Source organism: Psychrobacter sp. FME13 (assembly GCF_014861395.1).
In the GTDB taxonomy this organism is placed as follows: Bacteria; Pseudomonadota; Gammaproteobacteria; order Pseudomonadales; family Moraxellaceae; genus Psychrobacter.
Genome location: NZ_RRYV01000001.1, coordinates 21,934 through 44,933 on the forward strand (window position 1 = coordinate 21,934; position 23,000 = coordinate 44,933).

Annotated in this window: 22 protein-coding genes; 5 read left to right on the plus strand and 17 right to left on the minus strand. The window is 39.7% G+C overall.

Going from position 1 to position 23,000, the window contains the following annotated elements; translation table 11 throughout:
- Nucleotides 1-13: 13 nt before the first annotated feature.
- Complete coding sequence (locus tag EI164_RS00110) at nt 14-1,087, minus strand: aspartate carbamoyltransferase catalytic subunit (RefSeq protein ID WP_192517986.1); 1,074 nt, start codon at nt 1,085-1,087, stop codon at nt 14-16.
- Nucleotides 1,088-1,462: 375 nt separating this feature from the next.
- Here EI164_RS00110 and EI164_RS00115 point away from each other — a divergent pair, with 375 nt between their 5' ends.
- Together EI164_RS00115 and EI164_RS00120 are read left to right on the plus strand one after the other, a co-directional pair.
- Complete coding sequence (locus tag EI164_RS00115; protein WP_192517987.1) at nt 1,463-2,446, plus strand: class 1 fructose-bisphosphatase; 984 nt, start codon at nt 1,463-1,465, stop codon at nt 2,444-2,446.
- A gap of 102 nt (nt 2,447-2,548) precedes the next feature.
- Nucleotides 2,549-3,343: a TrmH family RNA methyltransferase gene (locus EI164_RS00120; protein WP_192517988.1), complete on the plus strand. Its 795-nt coding sequence runs from the start codon at nt 2,549-2,551 to the stop codon at nt 3,341-3,343.
- A 210-nt stretch (nt 3,344-3,553) separates the two neighbouring features.
- On the opposite strand, the gene EI164_RS00125 is transcribed toward EI164_RS00120, so the two are convergent.
- The 8 genes from EI164_RS00125 to EI164_RS00160 form a co-directional block, all read right to left on the minus strand.
- The gene (locus EI164_RS00125; protein ID WP_192517989.1) at nt 3,554-4,486 is read right to left on the minus strand and encodes an FAD-binding protein; all 933 of its coding nucleotides are present in this window, start codon (nt 4,484-4,486) and stop codon (nt 3,554-3,556) included.
- 130 nt (nt 4,487-4,616) lie between these two features.
- Complete coding sequence (locus tag EI164_RS00130) at nt 4,617-5,366, minus strand: electron transfer flavoprotein subunit beta/FixA family protein (protein ID WP_192517990.1); 750 nt, start codon at nt 5,364-5,366, stop codon at nt 4,617-4,619.
- 455 nt (nt 5,367-5,821) lie between these two features.
- Nucleotides 5,822-6,385: a DUF421 domain-containing protein gene (locus EI164_RS00135; protein ID WP_192517991.1), complete on the minus strand. Its 564-nt coding sequence runs from the start codon at nt 6,383-6,385 to the stop codon at nt 5,822-5,824.
- 252 nt (nt 6,386-6,637) lie between these two features.
- Nucleotides 6,638-6,850 (minus strand): cold-shock protein, encoded by a 213-nt coding sequence (locus tag EI164_RS00140; RefSeq protein ID WP_057758834.1) that lies wholly within the window; start codon nt 6,848-6,850, stop codon nt 6,638-6,640.
- 334 nt (nt 6,851-7,184) lie between these two features.
- Nucleotides 7,185-7,610: a hypothetical protein gene (locus EI164_RS00145; RefSeq protein ID WP_192517992.1), complete on the minus strand. Its 426-nt coding sequence runs from the start codon at nt 7,608-7,610 to the stop codon at nt 7,185-7,187.
- Between the two features lie 271 nt (nt 7,611-7,881).
- Nucleotides 7,882-8,898 (minus strand): ketol-acid reductoisomerase, encoded by a 1,017-nt coding sequence (gene ilvC, locus EI164_RS00150; protein ID WP_192517993.1) that lies wholly within the window; start codon nt 8,896-8,898, stop codon nt 7,882-7,884.
- 167 nt (nt 8,899-9,065) lie between these two features.
- Nucleotides 9,066-9,563, minus strand: a complete 498-nt coding sequence (gene ilvN / locus EI164_RS00155) for an acetolactate synthase small subunit (protein WP_192517994.1) — start codon at nt 9,561-9,563, stop codon at nt 9,066-9,068.
- Nucleotides 9,563-11,275, minus strand: a complete 1,713-nt coding sequence (locus EI164_RS00160) for an acetolactate synthase 3 large subunit (RefSeq protein WP_225739044.1) — start codon at nt 11,273-11,275, stop codon at nt 9,563-9,565. Before EI164_RS00160 ends, ilvN begins: the two co-directional genes overlap by 1 nt.
- A 1,024-nt stretch (nt 11,276-12,299) precedes the next feature.
- On the opposite strand from EI164_RS00160, the gene EI164_RS00165 reads away from it, so the two are divergent.
- A complete protein-coding gene (locus EI164_RS00165) occupies nt 12,300-12,803 on the plus strand; it encodes a DUF4124 domain-containing protein (RefSeq protein ID WP_192517995.1) in 504 nt (167 codons plus the stop codon).
- 24 nt (nt 12,804-12,827) lie between these two features.
- On the opposite strand, the gene EI164_RS00170 is transcribed toward EI164_RS00165, so the two are convergent.
- Entirely contained in the window at nt 12,828-14,600 is a 1,773-nt protein-coding gene (locus EI164_RS00170; RefSeq protein ID WP_192517996.1) for an NAD(P)H-hydrate dehydratase, read from the minus strand.
- A 210-nt stretch (nt 14,601-14,810) separates the two neighbouring features.
- Between EI164_RS00170 and queG the strand changes: the two genes are divergently transcribed.
- Entirely contained in the window at nt 14,811-16,040 is a 1,230-nt protein-coding gene (gene queG, locus EI164_RS00175) for a tRNA epoxyqueuosine(34) reductase QueG (protein WP_192517997.1), read from the plus strand.
- A gap of 100 nt (nt 16,041-16,140) precedes the next feature.
- On the opposite strand, the gene lysM is transcribed toward queG, so the two are convergent.
- The 6 genes from lysM to EI164_RS00205 all read right to left on the minus strand — a co-directional run bounded on the left by lysM (nt 16,141) and on the right by EI164_RS00205 (nt 20,680).
- Nucleotides 16,141-16,650 carry a peptidoglycan-binding protein LysM gene (gene lysM, locus EI164_RS00180; protein WP_192517998.1) on the minus strand — a complete coding sequence of 170 codons (510 nt, stop codon included), beginning with the start codon at nt 16,648-16,650 and terminating at the stop codon, nt 16,141-16,143.
- A 281-nt stretch (nt 16,651-16,931) separates the two neighbouring features.
- Nucleotides 16,932-17,168, minus strand: coding sequence for an acyl carrier protein (gene acpP, locus EI164_RS00185; RefSeq protein ID WP_025652201.1), 237 nt, complete (start codon nt 17,166-17,168; stop codon nt 16,932-16,934).
- Nucleotides 17,169-17,438: 270 nt separating this feature from the next.
- On the minus strand, nt 17,439-18,167 hold the full coding sequence (fabG, locus tag EI164_RS00190; protein WP_192517999.1) for a 3-oxoacyl-ACP reductase FabG: 729 nt from the start codon (nt 18,165-18,167) through the stop codon (nt 17,439-17,441).
- Nucleotides 18,164-19,132, minus strand: a complete 969-nt coding sequence (fabD, locus tag EI164_RS00195; protein WP_192518000.1) for an ACP S-malonyltransferase — start codon at nt 19,130-19,132, stop codon at nt 18,164-18,166. The genes fabG and fabD overlap by 4 nt, the downstream gene beginning before the upstream one ends.
- A 434-nt stretch (nt 19,133-19,566) precedes the next feature.
- Nucleotides 19,567-19,749: a 50S ribosomal protein L32 gene (rpmF, locus tag EI164_RS00200; protein WP_068408434.1), complete on the minus strand. Its 183-nt coding sequence runs from the start codon at nt 19,747-19,749 to the stop codon at nt 19,567-19,569.
- A 337-nt stretch (nt 19,750-20,086) separates the two neighbouring features.
- Nucleotides 20,087-20,680, minus strand: coding sequence for a YceD family protein (locus EI164_RS00205; RefSeq protein WP_192518001.1), 594 nt, complete (start codon nt 20,678-20,680; stop codon nt 20,087-20,089).
- Nucleotides 20,681-20,864: 184 nt separating this feature from the next.
- Between EI164_RS00205 and EI164_RS17450 the strand changes: the two genes are divergently transcribed.
- Complete coding sequence (locus tag EI164_RS17450; RefSeq protein WP_413038415.1) at nt 20,865-21,290, plus strand: elongation factor P hydroxylase; 426 nt, start codon at nt 20,865-20,867, stop codon at nt 21,288-21,290.
- A gap of 328 nt (nt 21,291-21,618) precedes the next feature.
- Here EI164_RS17450 and EI164_RS00215 read toward each other — a convergent pair whose 3' ends face one another.
- Entirely contained in the window at nt 21,619-22,557 is a 939-nt protein-coding gene (locus EI164_RS00215) for an Arc family DNA-binding protein (RefSeq protein WP_192518002.1), read from the minus strand.
- Between the last annotated feature and the right edge of the window lie 443 nt (nt 22,558-23,000).

Below are 23,000 nucleotides of genomic sequence, written 5' to 3' on the forward strand. Positions count from 1 at the left end.
GCGTGAGAGAATATTATTTGCTAGCAGCTTGATGAGCACGTTGACCTGCCATCGCAAGTGACAATACCGCCATACGAATAGCAATGCCATTATTTACCTGCTTTAAAATCACAGACTGTGCGCCATCAGCCACGCTTGAAGCGATCTCAACACCGCGGTTCATTGGTCCTGGGTGCATAACCAATGCATCAGGTTTAGCAAGTGCCACGCGCTCTGGTGTAATACCATAATGCTTATAATATTCACTTGACGATGCTAGCAATGGTGAGCCAATACGCTCATTTTGAATCCTCAGTCCCATAATGACATCACAGTCAGTCACACACTCATTCATATCTTCATAAACCTTCACACCAAAACGTTCAATACCTTTAGGCAATAAAGTGCGCGGCGCACAGACACGAATGTCTTTAACCCCCAAAGTCTGTAGCGCACTGATATCAGAGCGTGCGACCCGAGAATGCTTTATATCACCGACGATAGCCACTGATAGCTCTTCAAAGGGGCGCGGTGCTTCACGGTGAATCGTCAGCATATCAAGCATGCCTTGCGTTGGATGGGCATGCCAGCCATCACCGCCATTAATAATGGCAATATTAGGAGTCACTTCAGTCGCCATAAAATGAGCAGCGCCTGATGCTGAATGCCGTACCACAAAAATATCCGCAGTCATGGCTTGCAAGTTCCACAAAGTATCACGTAGGCTCTCGCCTTTTTTGGTGCTAGAGCGTTCGATGTCGATATTCAGCACGTTGGCACCCAGACGTTTTTCCGCCACTTCAAAAGTCGTGCGTGTACGTGTTGACGGCTCAAAAAATAAATTCATCACCGTACAGCCTTCTAACTCAGGACGGTTGATCAGTTGCCCATTATCATCAAAAAACGTCTCTGCTTTTGCAATAATTGCTTGTAACTGTTCTTTATTAAGACCTTCCACACCCAAAAAATGACGGATACTACCATCAGTATTGAGCTGAGGACGACTCAGTGAGGTATTGAGCTTTTGGTGAATGGTATTGGGATCGAATTTTGCGTAGTCAGTTGGTGAGATCGTATGTATTGCGCTGCTATCGATAGAATTTGACATAAGGGCGAGTCTTTATTATGAGTTTATGTGAGTCTATATTAATCATTTATTCATTTTTGTTCGAGCATTTATCGTGGATATACATAGATACAAGGACATTCTGATGCTTATTTGCTACAATTTACCCCAATAGCACAAGTCCTATAAAACAAAATTATCAGCCTGCTAGACAATATTAATCGCGTTGTAGTGACTACTGCTGCAAACAAGCTTAGCAAAAACATCAATGAATAATACATATAGTGTAGCTGATTTTATGGTCAGGACAAAGACACGGTATCGCTATTTAAAATTTTATCAATTTAAAATACGCTGCACACTCTCTGCTCTTTTATGCTCAATACTCTTTATCAAACTCGTTTATTAGGAAGCTTTATGACGACCTTAGCAAATTATCTAGACAATCATGCCACCACGCCCGCACTCAATGATGTCATTACGACTGTTACTAATGTCGGTAAGACCATTTCACAACTGCTTAGAAAAGGAGCCTTAGCAGATATCTTAGGCGAAGCTGGTAATCAAAACATCCAAGGTGAAGATCAAAAAAAACTAGACGTACTGGCCAATGATTTATTATTAGATGCCCTAGCAAAAAACACACATTGTGCGGGTGTTGCATCAGAAGAGCTAGACAATGCCACCCCTGCCAATGCAGACGGTAGTTTATTAGTATTGTTTGATCCACTTGATGGTTCGTCAAATATTGACATCAATATGGCTGTTGGTACTATCTTTTCTGTCTTACCTTATCAGCGCCAAGGTCAAACTAGCGAAAACAGTGATTTCTTGCAAGCAGGCAATCAACAACTGGCCGCAGGTTATTTACTATATAGCACCTCTACCGTACTTGCGCTAACGATAACTGACCACGTCGTGATGTTTAGTTTGGATCCTGATACAGGGGATTATGTGCTCATAGAAGACAATGTGCAAATTGATGCCGATACCAGTGAATATGCTATCAATGCCTCAAACTACCGTTATTGGCGCGCACCGATGCAACAGTATATCGATGAGCTGATCGCTGGTGAAGCGGGCGTACGTGGTCGCGATTTCAATACGCGCTGGGTCGCTGCTATGGTAGGTGATGTACATCGCATCTTATGCCGCGGCGGTCTATTTACTTATCCATTTGATACCAAATACGCTCACAAAGCAGGAAAGTTACGGTTGATGTATGAAGCCAATCCAATGAGTCTATTGATTGAACGTGCTGGCGGCGGTGCTACCGATGCCGTTAATCGTATTTTAGATATTGATCCGACTGATATTCATCAACGTGTTCCTGTGGTGCTCGGTAGCAAAAACGAAGTCGATTACGTTAAAGATTTACATGTAAATTATACTGACAAATAAGTCAGCCTAACCAATCTAAAAACAATCAGTATAAAACTTACTATCGATGTCGTTATATACTGATTGTTTACACTCTCTATATTTTTTTCTAAGTGAACTACTATGGTAGCAAACCCCACCGAGCTGATTACCTCAGATAAAAATACAACGGTCAAGCTGGTTAAGGCGTTATTGACACAAGCACGCCAGCGTAAAAAAAACGGCCAGACAGTCATCGAAGGTGTCCATCTCATCGATGCTGCGCTGCGTAGCGACTATCCATTCGCTCAAATACTACTGGCTGAATCAGCATATAATCATTCTGAAGTGCAGCAGGTATTGTCTCGCCTACCGACCTATACACCTATTTTGACGCTTTCAGATTCGCTCTATAGCAGTATTCGAAGCTTAGGTACCGGCATCGATATTATGGCAGTCATCAAGGTACCTGAGCCTAGCTTGACCATGATTAATGAGGACTGCTTAATCCTAAATGACGTGCAAGACAGCGGCAATGTTGGCACGCTACTACGTACAGCAGCAGCTGTTGGTATTCGAAACATCCTATGTACCAGTGCTACCGCTCAAGCTTGGTCACCTAAAACATTGCGAGCAGGTATGGGGGCACAGTTTGCACTAACTATTTATGAAGGCTTGAGTACTCAGGATATTCTAGATCAAGTACAAGTACCACTTTTGGCGACTAGCTCGCATACAGACACTTTAATTTATGATCATAATCTATCTGCACCTGTGGCTTGGATTATGGGTCATGAAGGTCAAGGCGTCTGCGATGAATTAATGCAGTGCGCCACACCCATTGCGCTGCCGCAGCCCAATGGGCAAGAAAGTCTAAACGTAGCCATTGCAGGCTCCTTATGTCTGTATGAGACCTTGCGTCAAAGAAACTACTCTTAGCATTCATGTGCAACTAACATTAAAGCCTTATCATCTATTAAGCAACAAAAAACCCACTATCAACTGATAGTGGGTTTCTTATTATTCACCTACTACTGATAATAGTCAAAGAAGTCTAAAACAGATACAAGGCAGCCGACTGCAGATTGTACAAATAGTACATCTAAGAAGGGTAAAGCCGTAGCGGTTTAGTAGTTCTTTGAATATACATTAAACCTTACTAGTAAGCTCAGGCAATGCATCAAACAAATCAGCTTCTAAAAAGTAATCTGCAACGCTAGCGATAGGTGCTTCTGGGTCATTATTGATAGCAACGATGACTTTAGAGTCTTTCATACCCGCTAAATGCTGAATAGCACCTGAAATACCTGCTGCGATATATAGATCTGGCGCAACGATTTTACCTGTTTGACCAACTTGCATATCGTTTGGTACGTAGCCTGCATCAACTGCAGCACGTGATGCACCAACAGCAGCACCAAGTTTGTCAGCCAATGGCTCGATGTATTTAGTGAAGTTCTCACCATTTGCTAACGCACGACCACCAGAAACCACAATACTGGCTGATGTCAATTCTGGACGATCAGACTTAGCCATTTCTTCATTTACAAAACTTGATTTACCAAGCTCTTTAACCGTATCAAGCGCCTCAACAGTCGCCGTACCACCTTCGCTTGCAACTGGATCAAAGGCTGTAGTACGTACAGTCAATACTACTTTATCTTCTGTAGTCTTAACCGTTGCTGTCGCATTACCTGCATAGATAGGACGCTCAAACGTTTGCGCATCTACCACACCTGAAACTTCAGACAACATGCTTACATCAAGTAAAGCTGCAACGCGTGGCATGAAGTTTTTGCCAGTAGTGGTCGCAGCCGCTATGATATGGCTATAATCGCCAGCGACATCAGCAACCAATAATGCGATATTACCCGCCAACTGATGCTCATAAGCAGCGTTGTCAGCCAATAGTACTTTAGTCACGCCTTCCGCTTTAGCCGCTTCATCAGCCGCTGCTTGTGCAGCATTACCGGCAACCAATACATGGATGTCATCGCCTATTTGCTTAGCAGCAGCGATGGTGTTCAAAGTTGCCTTTTTTAGACTGGCATTGTCATGTTCTGCATATACCAAAATTGCCATGGTTCTAATCCTTTTTTATTCGTATCGTCTATTCACGTCATGATGTTGTCTGTGTACAAAGTTGCTGATGTAGAGAATACCAAATCAATCCAAACAGATAACTCTGCACATGATATGCCGTAGTGAAGTATTAAATTACTTTAGCTTCATTTTTTAGCTTCTCAACCAACTCATCCACTGAACCCACTGTAATACCAGCTTGACGTTCAGCAGGTGGCACAACTTTAACAATCTCTTGCTTAGAGGTCATATCAACACCAAAATCAGCTGGTGTTTTTTCATCGAGTGGTTTTTTCTTCGCTTTCATGATGTTAGGCAGCTTTGCATAACGTGGCTCATTTAAACGTAGATCAGTCGTGATAACTGCGGGCAAGTCAAGCGCAACTGTTTGCAGCCCGCCATCAATTTCACGAGTCACATTTACTTTGTCGCCTTCAACCTTCACTTCTGATGCAAACGTACCCTGACCGATACCCATTAATGCTGCTAGCATCTGACCAGTTTGGTTGTTGTCATCATCAATCGCTTGCTTACCCAATAGGATAATATCAGTAGCTTCAGATTCAGCGATATTTTTTAGAATTTTGGCAACTTGTAATGGATATGGTTTCTCGTCACTTACTACTAATACACCACGATCAGCACCTAGCGCTAGGGCTGCACGAATCTGCTCTTGTGATTCTTTTGGGCCAATTGAAGCAACAATAATTTCATCAATCACACCCGCTTCTTTTAGACGAACCGCTTCTTCTACTGCGATTTCATCAAAAGGGTTAATTGACATTTTAGTGTTTGACAAGTCAACGCCAGAGTTATCGGCTTTTACACGAACTTTTACGTTATAATCAATGACACGCTTGACCGCTACTAATGCTTTCATACGTTCCTCGTTTATTAATGTTATGAGTTAAGAATTATCAGTTAAGAACCAAAGGTTCGTTGTGGTTCAAATTGTCGTTCAAAATACTGCTCAAGGTTATTACTACATCAACAGAATATTGTTAACTAAGAAAGATGAGCCAATATCTAACCACATATTAGCATTGTATTCCTTACTAATGAAATCTGCTAAAGCTAGGCCAACCGTTATTATCAGACTTATGTATCTTGCGTCAGCAGGCAGATAAGGTCAAGACAACGCCGTGAATAATGCGTCATAAATTTGTCAACATTCTATAACAAACACTCTATAAGCACTTTATTCTACGAATTTTATAGATGAACACCCTTAAATGCTCGTACCTTTATAGCATTCTCAGCCTTGAGATTACTTAATATTTTGTTATTATTTACCTCTTTGAGGTTAATGGATAAAAATAATTAGTAGGTTTAGATCTATGATTCATCCCTTTTATTAGAATCGATCAATAATTCACTGTCTCGTATATCGTCAAATAAAGACCAGTCAGGTTCGACATCATTATTCTTAATGACGCTCATATCACCTGTGGTTTCCATGATAACGGCAAACACTTCTGTTTTTGCTTTAATACCATTTTTACGTAGAACTTCCTGAACATCACTAGTGCTAAGACTTGCCTCTTTTAGGTTATCGTCTAAATACTCGCCATGAGCCATCAGAATAATAGCTTGATTATCGATCAAGGACTTCAACGGCTTTACGTTTCGTCTAATAACTGAGATGAAACCCTGTATCAAAAATAGCACTGCAACCGCAAACAGCCCTTGCAATAGAGACGGCTTGTCCGCCAATACAGTCGATGCCAATATACTACCAATACCAACTGTCATTGCAAAATCATGGCTTGATAACTTAGAAAAACTGCGCAGGCCCATCAATCGAGTAAATAACATTAACCCCACGTAAAAGCCTACTGCAGATAAAGAGATTCCGAGTACTTGTTGCCAGTCAATTGAAAGCCAATTCTCCCACTTCATAATACAACCTTATCTATTGTATCTATATTAAATCAATTCTTATTATTACCTGACGATGCTCATCGTCAAAATCAATAGCACTTTATTACTACCAAAAAAATTATATAAAAAAAGCAACCTGATAAGAGGTTGCTTTTTTTTAAAATTGAGACAGTATTTTTATTGTTTTAATCAACAAAGTAATCAATGCATATTGATAATCTTGTAGTAATCAAACTGACTGAAACCCAGTTAGTTCAATAACTGATGCGATTAGATAGCTTCGATTTGCTCAGCCTGTGGACCTTTTTTGCCATCACCTAAGATGAACGACACTTTTTGGCCTTCGGCTAGAGTTTTGAAGCCATTACCTTGGATAGCGCTGTAGTGAGCGAATACGTCTTGTCCGCCATTGTCTTGAGCGATAAAACCAAAACCTTTAGCTTCATTAAACCACTTTACAGTGCCTTCAACTTTATCTGACATAAATTTTCCTAACTCTTTAACTGTTGGCGAGACGTGTGTCATCACCGATTAATTGATATATATCCAAATATTTTTTTGCCCAATGCAACAGTCAAAACCACTAAATTACCCTTAGATAACTTAATATTTTTACCTAAAATATTTCAGATACATCTTGATTATAGCAGCTTTTAGTAATCACAACAGGTTAAATTGATGATTTTTGTAAAAAATTTAAGCTCATTGTTGACACTCATGTAATTCATATTATGTTATATAAGATACTGATATAAAATAAAAAAATATCAACCTGTACTTATAGTAAAAAAATGATAGCAATAATTTAAGGTGTTTTCTACTGAGTAATAGGTAACCAAGGCGAGCTCAACACTAACAGACATAACGCAAAAAATATGAGCGAAAAAGACTGACTATAGGCAATATACTTATCTGGTATCACTAAGTCTTTGGGAGAATCAGGGATACCTTTACGTTTTAATAAGCGTGTTCCATATACCCAGCCAAAGGTTGTATAGATGCCATAAGCAGCCGGTACGGTGATAGCTAAGGGTGTCAAATCAATCACGTATAGAACGACCACAGAAACAAAGAACCATGTAGTATCTAGAAATGAGCCAATTTGAAAAAACTTAGACTTAGGCAATTTTCCACCTGTCTTTTTAAGCATCTCTCCTTCTATCCAAATTAAAACTGCTACCACAGCGCTAAGAGTAATATACACGAATTGCGGCGTTAGCCAGTCAGGATAAGATATTTGCACAACACACAACCTGTAATCTATAGAAAAGTAAAAATGAACGAATCATTTGATTGATGTAATAGCTCAAAACAAGATCAGTTTTTTACTGAATAAACGGCAAACAACTAACCTTAAGCTTGTTTATATTGGGTAATATAAGTAATTTTCAACCCACACTAACGGCTTACGATAAAAACATTGAGTAAATACAGCCCATAAAAAAGCCCACGCTATCAAAAGATAACGTGGGCTTTTTTTAAACTAAATAGATTTGTTATAACTGACTATCAGTTTAGTTTTTGTCTTTATCGATAATTTTATTACCGCCAATCCATGGCATCATACCACGTAGCTTGGCACCTGTGGTTTCGATTGGATGCTCTGCATTGTTACGACGGCGAGCTGTCATAGATGGGTAGTTAGTTGCGCCTTCAGAGATGAACATCTTCGCATATTCACCAGACTGGATGCGTTTCAGTGCATTACGCATTGCTTCACGTGATTGCTCGTTGATAACTTCTGTACCAGTCACGTACTCACCGTATTCAGCATTATTACTGATTGAGTAGTTCATGTCAGCGATACCGCCTTCATACATCAAATCAACGATAAGCTTGAGTTCATGTAGACACTCAAAATAAGCCATTTCTGGTGCATAGCCAGCTTCTGTTAGTGTTTCAAAGCCCATTTTCACAAGCTCTACTGCACCGCCACAAAGTACGGCTTGCTCACCAAATAGATCGGTCTCAGTTTCGTCTTTAAACGTTGTTTCGATGATACCTGAACGACCACCACCAACACCAGCAGCATATGATAGTGCTAACTGTTTGGCTTGACCTGAAGCATCTTGGTAGACAGCGATAAGGTCAGGAATACCACCGCCTTTAGTGAATTCTGAACGTACAGTATGACCTGGTGCTTTTGGTGCAACCATGATTACGTCAAGATCATCACGTGGAACGACTTGGTTGTAGTGAATGGCAAAACCATGAGCAAATGCTAATGTAGCACCTTGTTTGATGTTTGGTTCGATAACATCGTTATAAAGCTCTTTTTGGAACTCATCAGGCGTCAAAATCATAACGACATCAGCTGCTTGTACTGCTGCTTCTACTTCAGAAACTTTAAGACCAGCATTTTCAGCTTTTTTCCATGAACCAGAGTTGGCACGTAAACCAACAGTCACATCAACATCTGAATCTTGTAGGTTAAGCGCGTGCGCATGACCTTGTGAACCGTAACCAATAATAGCGACTTTTTTGCCTTGGATAATCGATAGATCACAATCTTTGTCATAATAAACGTTCATAAATACAGTCCTTTTTCTCAATCATGGATAACCATGGATAGTAAACGCAGATACTGTCGCTAATGTTATAAAACACCAGCTAAGATAAGCGTTATGTTAATTTAAAAAACACATTTTAACCAAATAAAATTTCTATTAAATGCTAAGTTGGTCGGGCACTACGTTGATCAGATACTTAACGTTTTTTCGCCACGAGCAATACCGATCACACCCGAGCGTACCACTTCCATAATACGTTCACGACCAATCACGTCGATAAAACCATCAAGCTTGGCTTTATCACCAACGATTTGAATCGTATATAGGTTGGCATTTACATCGACAATTTGTGCACGGAAAATATCTGCGTTGCGCTTAATTTCTTCACGCACGCTACCAGTCGCTCGAACTTTTATCAGCATCAATTCACGCTCAATGTGTACATTTTCTGATAGATTCAGCACTTTAACCACTTCAATCAATTTATGCAATTGCTTTGTGATTTGCTCAATTCTTTCAGGTGATGTAATGGTGGTCACGGTCAAACGGGAAATACTTGGATCATCGGTAGGCGCGACGTTTAACGTCTCAATATTATAACCACGTTGTGAGAACAAGCCGACTAAACGCGACAACGAACCCGCTTCGTTTTCCATCAATACCGAAATCAGATGTTGTTGTTGCATTAGGTACGCTCCCCTTTTGTTAACCACATATCACGCATTGTCTGTCCAGCAATTTGCATCGGATACACATGCTCATTACGATCGACATAAACGTCGATAAATACCAGTTTGTCTTTCATAGCCATGGCTTCAGCTAGTTGTGCTTCCATCGTTGCAGGATCAGTAATCTTGATACCTACATGACCATAGCTTTCGGCTAATTTAACGAAGTCTGGCAATGAATTCATATATGACTGTGCGTGACGACCTTCATATAGCATGTCCTGCCATTGCTTAACCATACCAAGCTGGGCATTATTCAGGTTCAAAATTTTAACAGGCAAATTATATTGTAAGCAGGTTGACAGCTCTTGGATATTCATCTGAATAGAGCCTTCACCAGTAATACAAACCACATCACGCTCAGGATTGGCAAGCTTTGCTGCCATCGCATACGGAAGACCAACACCCATGGTACCAAGACCACCAGAGTTCAACCATTGACGCGGCTCATTATAGGTATAGTAGAGCGCTGCAAACATTTGATGCTGACCGACATCACTGGTGATAATAGCATTACTGTTAGTCACTTTATCTAGGGCTTGTACAACACTTTGTGGCTTAATACCATTATCTGTACTGGTGTCATAACGTAAACCATGACGCTTACGCCATTCATTAATCTGTGACCACCAGTCTAGCAATGCATGCTGCTCAAGCTGTTTGTCATCACCGACGATATCTAACATATCAGTCAATACTGACTTTACATCGCCAACGATTGGAATATGCGCCAAAATAGTTTTTGAAATCGACGCAGGATCGATATCAATGTGGATAATTGTCGCATTAGGGCAGAATTTTTTGACATTATTGGTCACGCGATCATCAAAGCGTGCACCTACTGCCAAAATTACGTCAGCATGATGCATGCTCATATTGGCTTCGTACGTACCATGCATGCCCAACATTCCTAAGAACTGACGATCAGAACCAGGGAATGTACCAAGACCCATCAAAGTATTGGTCACTGGCAAATTTAGGCGATGTGCAAGATCTGTCAACTCTTCGTGAGCTTTGCTCCAAATCACACCACCACCAGCGTAAACAACAGGGCGCTGGGCTGCTAATAGCGTTTCTACTGCTTTTTTGATTTGACCACTGTGACCTTTTAATGACGGCTGATATGAGCGTATAAATACTTCTTCTGGATATTTATACGCGAATTTTTCACTAGGTGCAGTCATGTCTTTTGGCACATCAATAACAACAGGACCTGGACGTCCAGATTGGGCAATATAAAAGGCTTTTTTGACAATCATTGGGATTTCGCTAGCATGGCGCACTTGAAAGCTATGCTTAACGATAGGACGTGAGACACCAACCATATCTGTTTCTTGGAAGGCGTCTTCACCGATGAGGCTACTTGGTACCTGACCTGCGATAACCACCATCGGTACCGAATCCATAAAAGCAGTAGCAATAGCAGTCACTGTATTGGTTGCACCAGGACCTGATGTTGCCAATACAACACCTGTATGACCAGTTACTCGTGAATAAGCATCCGCCATGTGACCCGCTGCTTGCTCATGACGCACTAAAACATGCTCAATATTCTCTTGTTGGAATAAAGCATCATAGATATGAAGAACAGCACCGCCTGGATAACCAAAGATGTATTTGACACCTTCATCCGTTAGCGCCTGCACTAGCATCTCAGCACCAGACAGCATCACAGGCTGCTGACTACCTTCAGCAAGGCGTTGTTGTTTTTCTTCAAAATTTTTGGCGGCATTACCCGTTTGGGTATGTCCAGTCATATTCGGACTTTGCGTGGTTTGCGTCACTGTCATCACCTTTATTTTTGGCAAGAAGTAGCATTACTTTATCAAAGAAGACAACAATGTTTACACATGGTTATTCATCTCATAAAAATGACTGCTAATACTTATCCATATCAAGAATGTGTACACGCTATATTTCAGTAAGCTTGCCTTTAAGACAACATGCTACTCAAACACGGCAATATAGTAAGGTCAGTTATATGACAAGGCTTTATCGATGTACAGTGACAAGATGCGAGTGCATCTATAAAAGACGCTTATTATTAATATCAGCAAGCATTTATGGATGTATACATATGGATGTATACAGAGGTATTAAAATCGATAGACAAATTAACCCTCATGACCAATAGTACGATGCAATATCGTTAAATATTACAATAGGTCCGTTCAGAGTATCTTGTCACGCAATCTTGTCACGCAATCTTGTCACGCAATCTTGTCACGCAATCTTGTACCATGCTTAATACAATTGCTAACGCTATTACTTAGCGTAATTTAAATAATAAGTTTATCTTAGTCATTGTAGACAGATAAGTCCGGAGACAATGTCTATAGTATTGAATAGCTACCATTATATGCATGCTATTTTTTCTATATCATTATCACAAAGAAAACGAAGCTGCGTAAGCTACCGATAAGTAACCCGTAGTTTTCACTTTCAAGTGCCACGGCAATATTATAAAAGCCGCTCACTGACCAATCAACGGCTATTATATTCGACGCTTTGCGCGCTATTGTCAAGCAAAACTTCTAAAGCCTATGCCTAACTATTAGTTATTAAATAATATGCATTCATAATGATTATTTGCTAGAATCAAATGCTGGTACATTTTTAGTACCATTCACACACTAAAATGTTATATTGACACATATATACACAACTATTTTTTAAATTAAGAGGATTGCTACAATGGCATATGCATCTAAGAAAAATACTGCTGCCAAACTACTTGTCAGTATGAGTGCAGCGTGTATGCTAATGCTGTCAATGAATGCCAGTCAGGCTGTTCAGGTTTATAAGTCTATCGGTACCCATGGCGAAGTAAAATATAGCCAACATGAACCGCAAAATGGTAAAAATGTTGAGCTAATCGAATTCCGTAGTGACGGCAGACGAAGCAACGCTGGAGAAATGGCAGGTAAAACAGATCCTAATCAAAACAATAATACCCAAAGCGCAGAAGAACAGCGAATCGCAGAACTTGAAACACGCCTTAAAGAACAAGATGCACAGGAAAATGCTCAGCGCTGCCAATCACTACGTAACAACTTGACAAACCTAAACGTTGGCGGACGTATCTATGAAATGGATGACAATGGCCAACGTCAATATCTAGACGGTCGTGAGATTGAACTCAAACGTGAGCGTGTACAGCAAGCAATTGACCAATACTGTGCCAACACATCTACCTAGTTTTTAACTCTTAGTACTGTTTAATTAGTACTTTTCAATCATCAACTCCATAGTATGACGAATGGCTACAGGCATATCTTGAGCTTGTAGCCCTCGTTGTCCTATCAAAAATCTGTTGTTCTGCTCAGTATTAAAGTGATGAGATTGGCTAATCAATATATCTCCTGCTAGACCATGTATAAGCACTGCTTGATGCAAACTGCGCATCTCTTTTGCCAGATCTTGTTGTGCAGATAATCCCGCAACGATGCCAGACAACACATCACCCATACCGGCCGTTGCCATACCAGCATTACCTACACTGCAGACATAAACCTGTATAGAATCTAAGCATTGCTCTAATATGAGCGAGCCTGCCCCTTTTAACACCCAGTTTCCACCATACATCTCCGCACACTGCTTTATAGCATGTAATCTATCTGACTCTATCTCCGTTATTGTTTTATTCAGCAATCTAGCCATTTCACCACTATGCGGTGTCAGTCTAACCTCATTATCAACGCTATAATCTCGTAGATCAGTGACCAATTTATGGCTTTGCATCTGTAGTGTTGCTAAATGATAGAGTCCATCTGCATCGATAACGATTGGTTTTTTCGATACTATTGCGGCTTGAATATAATTTATAAATAAGGATTGTGCTTTTTCGTCACGACCCAACCCCATGCCAATCGCTACCACACTGACATCACTAATTAAACGCTGCACACCTACAGTATCATGTAAATTAATAGTCATTGCATCTGGTAACGAGGTCAATAGCGCACCATGAAAATCTTCATGACAAGCAACGGTAATCTTACCCGATCCTGTCGCCATCGCACTCGAAGCAGATAGTATCGCGGCTCCGCCCATACCTTGTGATCCATCCACACGATTGCCACCGATGATCAATACATGACCATAGCTGCCCTTATAGCTATTTTGACGCCGTGAACTAAGACCATGTCCAGTAGCCATCAGCTTGGCTACAGGTATAAATTCTTTATGACTCACTTTATATGGTATCAACGGTATATCAATAACCTGTCCGCTATAATCCATACCGTCTTTGGTATGCAACCCAAACTTGCGTGCAATCAAGCACAAAGTCACGTCAGCTTCTACCGCTACTCGGTCAAACACCTCACCAGTAGAAGCGACCAAGCCACTTGGAATATCCACAGCGATAGCCAGTACATTATTTCTTTGAGATAGTTGATTAAAAACACTAATTGCCTGCTTATAAATACCACGAGGTGCACGATCTAAGCCTATACCAAATAGTGCATCAATATAAACATCAGACTCAAGAGCGGTTGTATTTATACTACTTTGACTGTCACTATGATCTTCAAATCGTAGATAAGGGCAGCCTTCAGATAATGCTATTTTCATAGCCTTACCTGCTTCAGTTATTGGACTTGCAGCATTGGACACTTTCGCCTGACGACTTATATCAAAATCATAATTATCGAAACCAACGGTTATTACTTGTACCTGCCAGCCAGCTTGCTGTAGATAATAAGCAATTAACCAACCGTCACCACCATTATTGCCTTTCCCGACCCAAACATTCACTCGATACTGAGCAGTATGATGATAAGAAGAGTTAGTAGAGGGCGAAGGAGAACCTAGAGATTTTTGCTCATAAAGCCGTTCAATATGTCGGGTCATTTGCCAAGCCGCTTGTTGCATTAACCCAAAGCTATCATGACCTTCACCAAACCATGCTTGCTCTATAGCGTAAAGCTGTTTACTGCTATAGAGCGATATAACTCTCTTTTGACTTGTTAAAAAATGATTTATTACCTGCATGATTAACCCTCAACTATTGCCATTCGTCTGTTTCAAGACTACTTTAAAAGCCCATTACTCAAACCTACTTACCTTTCTCTATTATTAGCTTAGCAAAAGCTCACTTCAATTTATGTATCAATCTCAGTGAAAGTTTATTTTCTTTTATGCTTGCGCTATAAGCTCACTGCCTTATCATAGCGGTATTCACATCAATACCTGCTATCACACATGAATAATTCATCTAAAACAAACGCATCCACTTCTACAACCAAGAAAGCGACTACTACGCCAGTATCCAATGACCTGCCTGACAATCAAATCATGGTTAATAATACCTTAGCGTTTACCAGCACAGTGGATGTCAAACAATGGATTAAAGCCCAAGCACAAAACTTAGGGTTTGCTGACTGCGGTTTCCTATCCGTGCATCATCCTTTATTTGCAAAACAAATTATAAAATTGCAACAATGGCTAGATAAAGGTTATGAAGGGCAATTGCAGTTTATGCATAATAATCATCATTTACGTGCAAACCCTGAACAGCTTGTAGATGGTGCAAAGACCATTATTAGCGTACGTATGGATTACCTGAGCCAAGCCCCGAAACCTCGTACGGTTACTGACAACGACCACCCCAATCAAGGTATCATTGCGCGCTATGCTAGAGGGCGTGATTATCATAAGACGATGCGTAGTCGTTTGAAACAATTGGCACTCAAAATAGAAGCCATGCTTCCTGAATGGCAGCATCTTGATATCGGATCAGAACAAGATTTTATTTTTAGGCCTTTTAGTGATTCTGCTCCTATTTTTGAGCGGCCTATTGCCGACGCAGCGGGGCTTGGCTGGACAGGAAAGCATACACTTCTCATCAACAAAAACGCAGGCTCATTTTTTGTTTTGGGTGAGCTATTTATCAGTCTTAAGTTGCCTGATGACAAACCTATTAAAGAGCATTGTGGTAGTTGTAGCGCTTGTATTGATATCTGCCCTACCCAAGCGATTGTTGCACCCTATCAGCTCAATGCCTCAGCCTGTATCTCTTACCTCACGATTGAACACGATGGTATTATTGACACAAAATACCGCCGTGCTATTGGTAACAGAGTCTTCGGTTGTGATGACTGCCAACTTATCTGTCCTTGGAATCGCTATGCCAACCTCACACCTGTAGAAGACTTTGCACCACGGCATAATCTTGATAGCAGTAGCTTATTGGAGCTGTGGCAGTGGCAAGAAGCTGAATTCATGAAAAAGACCGAAGGTAGTCCACTGAGACGCACCGGTTATGTGAATTTTTTACGTAATATTGCTATTGCCCTTGGAAACGCAAATGCTAATACAGAAACCATTACTCAATTACAGTCGAAACTGGGTCTGCATAATGAGATGCTTGATGAGCATATACTTTGGGCCATAGCTGAGCAGCAAGAAAAATTAAAGACGATTACGTCTTAGAACTATTTTATCTAAATAAATTTCTATCTAAACAAAAAATGCCTCTTATTCATAAGAGGCATTTTTTTGACACATGTTTTTGTGCTATTTAGTATGAATGTTATGGCTTAGGAATACGCAACACTTGACCTGGATAAATCTTATCTGGGTCAGACAGCATGGGTTTATTGGCTTCAAATATTTTCAGATAATCACTGGCTGAACCATAAACTTCTTTAGCAATTTTAGATAAATTATCGCCAGACTTTACTGTGTACATCGTTGACTCAGGGGCGTCTTCTTCGATATCAATATTATCAATTACTTTCGCAACATTCTGTACATTACCAATAGCAATGATTGCTTTTTCGCGGTCTGCTTGTGTCTTCGCCTTACCACTAATTTCAGCAGTATCCGTTGAGCCATTGTATTTGATCTTTAGCTCACTAATATTTAGATCCTGCTGCTGAACACGACGCAGCAAAATATTTGCTACCGACTGCGCTGAGGGCTCACTGCTTTTGACTGGTGTATTAGCCTCTGCTTTGGTTTCTGATTTTGCATCATGTTTGTCTTCATCTCGATTAAAAATCTTATCACCGATGTCTTTTGCAAAACTGAACATACCCATAAACTTACTCCTTAAAGTATCGTTAATTATTTTAATAGTCTTTATTTTTCTAATAATGAATGCCACTTAGCATCACCATTTTCACTTACTATTATGATTATAAGTAAAATCCAGCATGGTAGATAGTAATCGTATGTTGAATAATGTTTATGTGACGTAGCTTATGTTAACATCGCCACTAATCAAATAAACACATCCTTTTTATAAGAAATAATAGACATAAAAAAACCGCCTATCTACTAAGATAAGCGGCGATACAAAACTGACTCAGCTATATTAAATTATAGCTGTGCTTGTACATAATCAATTGCTTTTTGAACAGTCGTTAATTCTGCTGAATCTTCATCAGGAATAGTAATGCCAAAATCGCTTTCAAATGACATAACCAACTCAACTAGGTCTAGTGAATCTGCTCCTAAGTCTTCCATAAATGAAGCATCGTTGTTGATATCTTCAACATTCATACCTAATTGCTCAGCTACTGCTGCCTTTACTCTTAGCTCGGTATCGTTACTCATGTAGATTTCTCCTTTTTGATCTATTATTTTGACAAATCACTATAGTTCTGCGGTTAGAGTCTATAGTATTGTATATAAAATGAGGTTTTCAGATTAGCCTGGCTGTCTGAATGCTTTATAACAGCTTATACGTTTTGACTCATGTTTAGCCAAGCCTTGCTATAATACAGGGCTTTGACCTAAAAGTGTCCGTCATTATAACACCCTTTATTATAGTTTACACTCGTTCACACAGTTTTTTATTGTCACTATGTAACACTTGTGCGTCACTTACATATACATACCACCATTGACAGGAATAACCGCGCCTGTGATGTAGCTAGCCTCATCGCTGGCTAAGAAATATACTGCGGCTGCGATGTCTTCTGGCTGCCCCAAACGGCTGATAGGTACAGCATCTAACATCGAGTTTAATAGGCGTTCGTCAAGCTCATCAGTCATATCAGTTTCGATCAAACCTGGAGCGACGCAATTGATCGTAACTTGTCGAGACCCGATTTCGCGTGCTAGGGTACGGCTAAAGCCTTCCACCCCTGCTTTGGTAGCAGCATAGTTAGATTGACCCGCATTGCCCATCTGAGCAACAACAGAGGTAATATTGATAATACGACCACGGCGTGCTTTCATCATTCCGCGTACTGCACGTTTACTCATTCTATAAATCGAAGTTAGATTGGTATCGATGACGTTTTCCCAATCCTCATCTTTCATACGCATGAGTAGTCCATCTTGCGTGATACCCGCATTATTAACCAATACTTGTACCGCACCATAGACGCTTTCAATCTCTTCAAACAGCTTATCAATTTGCGCAGTATCACGTACATCTAAAACGCGGCCAATACCACCACTATCATGAAGATAACTATTGATAAGCTCCGCACCTTTCTCAGTGGTGGCTGTGCCAATAACGAAATGACCTTCTTTAGCAAAGCGTTTGGCAACAGCCTTTCCAATACCACGGCTCGCGCCTGTTACTAATGTAATCGTACGGCTCATGATAATAACTCCATTAACTTCTCAAGGCGGGCAGATTTATCGGTAGGATAACTAGTAATTGGTTGTGCTTGACGCTTGGCCAAATTACTTAATACGTTGCCACTGCCACATTCTATTAAGGTATTAACTTGCTTGTCAGCAAGCTCTTGCATCGTTTTTGACCATAATACTGGTTGGCTCAATTGCTCAGTCAAGGCCTGTTTGATACCCAATGCACTAGTCTCGACACGTGCATGACGGTTTTGAATAACAGGAATCTCTGCTGATTCAAACTTAATGTCCGCCAATATTTCAGCCAAAGCACTACTTGCAGGCTCCATAAGTGCACAATGAGATGGGACACTGACCTTTAGAGATATAGATTTCTTGCCAGTATTTTGCACTTTATCTATGACTGCATTAACACCGATAGTATTACCTGATATCACTACTTGGCCTGGACTATTGAAGTTAGCTGCGCCAACAATGGCATCATCAACATGCTCAGTTGCTTGTTCACACAGGTTTTCAACCCGATTGTCTTCAAGCCCTAATACAGCCGCCATAGCCGTATCAATACCCACAACAGCCTCTTGCATTAGTTGACCACGCTTATGTACCAACTTTACTGCATCAGCAAGTGATATGACATTAGCAGCACAAAGCGCACTATACTCACCTAAAGAGTGACCAGCTAAATAACAAGGTTTTGTGGTTATTTTTTGTTGTAAGACACGCCAAATTGCTATGCTAGCCACCAGTAATGCTGGCTGAGTATATTGAGTTTGATTGAGCTTTTCTTCATCTTGACAGATTGCCCATAAATCCTCACCCAGTGCCTCGCTCGCTTCGGTGAAAGTATCACGAATTTCTGGATAGGTCTCAGCAAGCTCGCTAGTCATACCAACGACTTGTGATCCTTGTCCAGGGAAAATTATTGCAATCCGCATGGGCTGCTTGTTTGCCATATCGGGTACAGAGGCCATAACCAATATTCCTTATTTAATTGGAAATACTCCTAAAAATAACGAGACTTGTTATATTATTAGGTACGACTCACAGCCGTTACTTCCGTTATTTATTTGGAAAAATGAACTATCAGTAAACTATACACTGACACAGTCTATTATTATAGCGGACAACACCTAAACAAGTGCAGCAAAGAATACCGCTAAAATTATAATCATAGATTGTATCAGGTCGTTTTCATATTTACCAAAAACTAGAGCTAAAAAAATTTGCGTTTTTACTCTGAAAAATAATAGCAAAAAGCCAAGTTATCTAGCTACATAATATATGATAGCGAAATAACTTGGCTTTCTTTAGCTCAAAATCCATTGCTGAATAACAGCTAAACAAAAGTAATAATAGTCACCAGTACTATCATTACTTTTGCACTAGCTATTGACCAGCAAACAAATTAAGCATCTTGACTTACTTTAAACAATTGACGACCACGGTAAAAACCATCTTTTGTCATGTGATGACGACGATGTTTTTCACCAGTAGTAGCATCTATGCTCAGCTCAGCCACTTCCATGCGATGGTGTGAACGGCGCATGTCACGACGAGAACGGCTTTTACGACTTTTTTGAACAGCCATGATATAGCTCCTATACTTAAAAGGGATAAGCTTAAAATTCAGCTTTAATCGATACTGACAGAGGCTATATAATCACAACAACCTAAGTCTTACGCATCATTAGTTAAATAGATTGCCACCTACATAAAGTGCTGACTACGTCTAAAAGCTATAGCAAATTTGTCTAGTCAGCTTTTATCCGCAAGCAACTCGTTGCTAGAATGCAATAAACCGGACATTATACGCATGTTTAATGGATTAATAAAGCCCTGCCTCTCACTCTTCTGTAGAAAGTTGATAAAAAGTATCACAAATCTAGTAAGTAGTACATTTATATATGAGTTGTTTTCTGGTGAAGCTATAACTTACCTTTTAATGAGGCTAAAGCAGCGAAAGGATTCTCACTTTCTTCTTCCTCTGGAATTTCACCAAACTGCTCTACCATCATCTCACAATCATCATGCTTGGGTGCCATTGGTGTTTTCAGCAGAATTTCATCTTCAACTAATTTCTTGAATGGCAATAAACTCTCTGGTGATTGCTCTGTAATGACTTCTTCAAGCAATAAATAATCTTGCTCTTCATCAACCAAGCGCACTTGGCTTTCTTTTTCGAGTAGAGCAATATTATAATCATCAGATAATTCGATAGCCACTGGCTGCAAACAACGCTGACAAGTCAACCAAACATTACCCGTCAACGTAAATGCCAAGTGTAAGACATTGTTATGGCGGTATAAATCAGCACTAATCGATATTTTCTTCTGTTCATGCTCAGTGCTCAGAATAGCCTCAAGACGTTTGAAAATGCTCGGCTCTACGTCTCCTGACCATTCGTAACCAGTGTCTGCCCATTTGTCTAAAGAGATGTACTCAGGCATACCAGTAGATACAGGCACTTTTTTGTTGTCAGTGTGAGATTCTGAAAGCTTAGTTTCGGGAGTGCTTGACATGCGCGGCCTCATTCGTCAAAACGGTGTATAATATTGCCTGCCATACTAACGGAAAGCACTAAATGACGCTAGCGCTAGTATGTTAATATTTTTGATATTGATACTATTTTATATGACCTATTTTTTATTTTTATAAAAAAGTCATAATTTCCATTTTATCACTTATTTGACTAGCCTCTTATTTATGAACTCGTTTAATAATAAAACTGATTTTTCTAATTTGCTCTGTCCTTTAGAAGCAAAAATACTACTGCAGCGCCTCACAGAACTGATGCTTAATATTAAACCTACCTCTATTAACTCATTAGAGTTTGCTAGGTATAAACACTTAGAAATATTAAAAAATGAATACCACCACCTATCCAGCTCCGAAGCTGTTGATAACACCTTACAATTAACCGGACACAGCGAGCAACTAGCTACCGAGTGTCTTATCCAATTATTCAATACTTTATTTTCTGATCAGAATGTAATATTGGTTCGTAGCAAAGGAGAGCCTGAATACTTTCCTGCACAAAATAATGAACCTGCTAGAATTGAGTTTGCTCATGGCTTTTTTGCCAGTGCATTGCACGAATTGCACACACCTCTTTATAGGTTGACATGCTAGAAACCTCTTATTCTAATGGTGTACATATTGCATACCTTCATACCCATACCTCTAACTATTACTAACATATGTTATAGGCAGTCTATCCATTTTTTTAGCTAGAACATTCGGACGGTTCCACTTTATATGGACTATCAATAAAAACCGGCTCGATTCTCTGAGAATATTTATAGTCTCAAGAGACTATGTTTTGTTTGACCAATTTTATTCATAATAAATAAAAAAAAGGCAATGCAATAAGTGATTTAGACTTATTGCGCTGCCTTTTCATAACTTTAACCTTTGTCATCTGCTACTAGTTAAGAAGTTAGAATCGTCCAAGTCAACGCTACTTCATATTAAACAACCTTTCATGTTCGTCAATATAAGTAGCATTAGACATACACATCTCATACCAGCCCTTCCAGTAGCTATTATTTTTCTTTGAATACTTTGAGCTGTCCCAGATATCTTCAATCCAATGACTGTGTCTATATTTTTCAATAATCTTAATCGGATTCTCTCTTGCCCAAATAAGCTCGTTGTAATCTAGTTCTGATATTATTGCACCCTGAATTTTCAGAAGATGGTATCGGCATAAATATTTTAGAGTTAAAGATAATAATGCTCGATCCTCAGAGCCTCCAATACCTACCTTTTCACTTATATGTACGCGAGTATCTAAAACCGAACCTCGCCAACTATCGTAGTGTTTGATGATTAATAATTCGCCATTTTCTGTATTATTACGAGCAAACCACAGTGCTTTAACTTCATCTTGATTATTGCCTTGTAATAACCGTTTTGCATTGTCTTCGATATTAGATCCGAACTCAAAACTTTCTTTTTTATAGGGCTTGTCTTCATCATGAATTAGCCAGTCTGTTTGGCAGCCAAAGTATACTGCTAATTTTTCTAATTCATCAAACGATGGCTCTTTGCGCCCTTCAAACCAATCCTCAGTGATGCCTACATTATTGTATCCGAGCGCTTTAGCAACCCTAGATATACTTGGGGTATGAAAGCTATCAGCTGCCTTAGCTTCACTCAAGATAAAATTCAGCTTACAAGATAATAGCTTTAAACGATCACTGCGTAAATGAGCATCAAAAAAACCTCTTAAATCTTTGATAGCTTCAATATAACTCCCTTCTTTACCTTCAAAAGATTTTTCTAATCGATACTGTGCTTCGGCATTAATTGAGCGGCCGCTAACTTTTGAGGCATCAGAGATAAGAGCTTTCAATTCAGTAGGAATTCTTAGATTAAACTGCACATTTTTTGACATCTTTAAAGCCTAAATAAAATAATATTACCACATAGAACTTGTGGCGATGTTAGCATTATGCTAACATCGATTGTAATAAAATCAGTGGGGATGAATACATGTCAAATCAGAAAGTTCAGATGAATGTTCGAGTATCTAAGGAACTTAAGAGGTTTGCCCCGTCAGTGATGCAAAGAATCAGTTTCATTCATTGTCTCAATATATAGAAAAGCTTATTTTTAAAGCCAAGAACTCAACGAACTAGAAAAAAATGAAATGAGACCTTCTCTTAAAGACCTATTCGACTCTAGCGCAAAAGTAACTTACTTAAGTCGCTTTCAACTACAGAAAGTAGAATGGTCAAAAACTACTCAAGTTAATACGTATGTCTATCATTTTAACGCTCTAAATAGCTCGAATTACTTCTTTAAGATGCCTGTTATCATTCAGTCAGATGGCCTTCC

Excerpts from the sequence above, each read along its gene's own strand:
- EI164_RS00110 (WP_192517986.1), bottom strand. The coding sequence starts at position 1,087 with ATGTCAAATTCTATCGATAGCAGCGCAATACATACGATCTCACCAACT.
- EI164_RS00115 (WP_192517987.1), top strand. The coding sequence starts at position 1,463 with ATGACGACCTTAGCAAATTATCTAGACAATCATGCCACCACGCCCGCA.
- EI164_RS00120 (WP_192517988.1), top strand. The coding sequence starts at position 2,549 with ATGGTAGCAAACCCCACCGAGCTGATTACCTCAGATAAAAATACAACG.
- EI164_RS00125 (WP_192517989.1), bottom strand. The coding sequence starts at position 4,486 with ATGGCAATTTTGGTATATGCAGAACATGACAATGCCAGTCTAAAAAAG.
- EI164_RS00130 (WP_192517990.1), bottom strand. The coding sequence starts at position 5,366 with ATGAAAGCATTAGTAGCGGTCAAGCGTGTCATTGATTATAACGTAAAA.
- EI164_RS00135 (WP_192517991.1), bottom strand. The coding sequence starts at position 6,385 with ATGAAGTGGGAGAATTGGCTTTCAATTGACTGGCAACAAGTACTCGGA.
- EI164_RS00140 (WP_057758834.1), bottom strand. The coding sequence starts at position 6,850 with ATGTCAGATAAAGTTGAAGGCACTGTAAAGTGGTTTAATGAAGCTAAA.
- ilvC (WP_192517993.1), bottom strand. The coding sequence starts at position 8,898 with ATGAACGTTTATTATGACAAAGATTGTGATCTATCGATTATCCAAGGC.
- ilvN (WP_192517994.1), bottom strand. The coding sequence starts at position 9,563 with ATGCAACAACAACATCTGATTTCGGTATTGATGGAAAACGAAGCGGGT.
- EI164_RS00160 (WP_225739044.1), bottom strand. The coding sequence starts at position 11,275 with ATGCTGTCTGGTGCTGAGATGCTAGTGCAGGCGCTAACGGATGAAGGT.
- EI164_RS00165 (WP_192517995.1), top strand. The coding sequence starts at position 12,300 with ATGGCATATGCATCTAAGAAAAATACTGCTGCCAAACTACTTGTCAGT.
- EI164_RS00170 (WP_192517996.1), bottom strand. The coding sequence starts at position 14,600 with ATGCAGGTAATAAATCATTTTTTAACAAGTCAAAAGAGAGTTATATCG.
- queG (WP_192517997.1), top strand. The coding sequence starts at position 14,811 with ATGAATAATTCATCTAAAACAAACGCATCCACTTCTACAACCAAGAAA.
- lysM (WP_192517998.1), bottom strand. The coding sequence starts at position 16,650 with ATGGGTATGTTCAGTTTTGCAAAAGACATCGGTGATAAGATTTTTAAT.
- acpP (WP_025652201.1), bottom strand. The coding sequence starts at position 17,168 with ATGAGTAACGATACCGAGCTAAGAGTAAAGGCAGCAGTAGCTGAGCAA.
- fabG (WP_192517999.1), bottom strand. The coding sequence starts at position 18,167 with ATGAGCCGTACGATTACATTAGTAACAGGCGCGAGCCGTGGTATTGGA.
- fabD (WP_192518000.1), bottom strand. The coding sequence starts at position 19,132 with ATGGCCTCTGTACCCGATATGGCAAACAAGCAGCCCATGCGGATTGCA.
- rpmF (WP_068408434.1), bottom strand. The coding sequence starts at position 19,749 with ATGGCTGTTCAAAAAAGTCGTAAAAGCCGTTCTCGTCGTGACATGCGC.
- EI164_RS00205 (WP_192518001.1), bottom strand. The coding sequence starts at position 20,680 with ATGTCAAGCACTCCCGAAACTAAGCTTTCAGAATCTCACACTGACAAC.
- EI164_RS17450 (WP_413038415.1), top strand. The coding sequence starts at position 20,865 with ATGAACTCGTTTAATAATAAAACTGATTTTTCTAATTTGCTCTGTCCT.
- EI164_RS00215 (WP_192518002.1), bottom strand. The coding sequence starts at position 22,557 with ATGTCAAAAAATGTGCAGTTTAATCTAAGAATTCCTACTGAATTGAAA.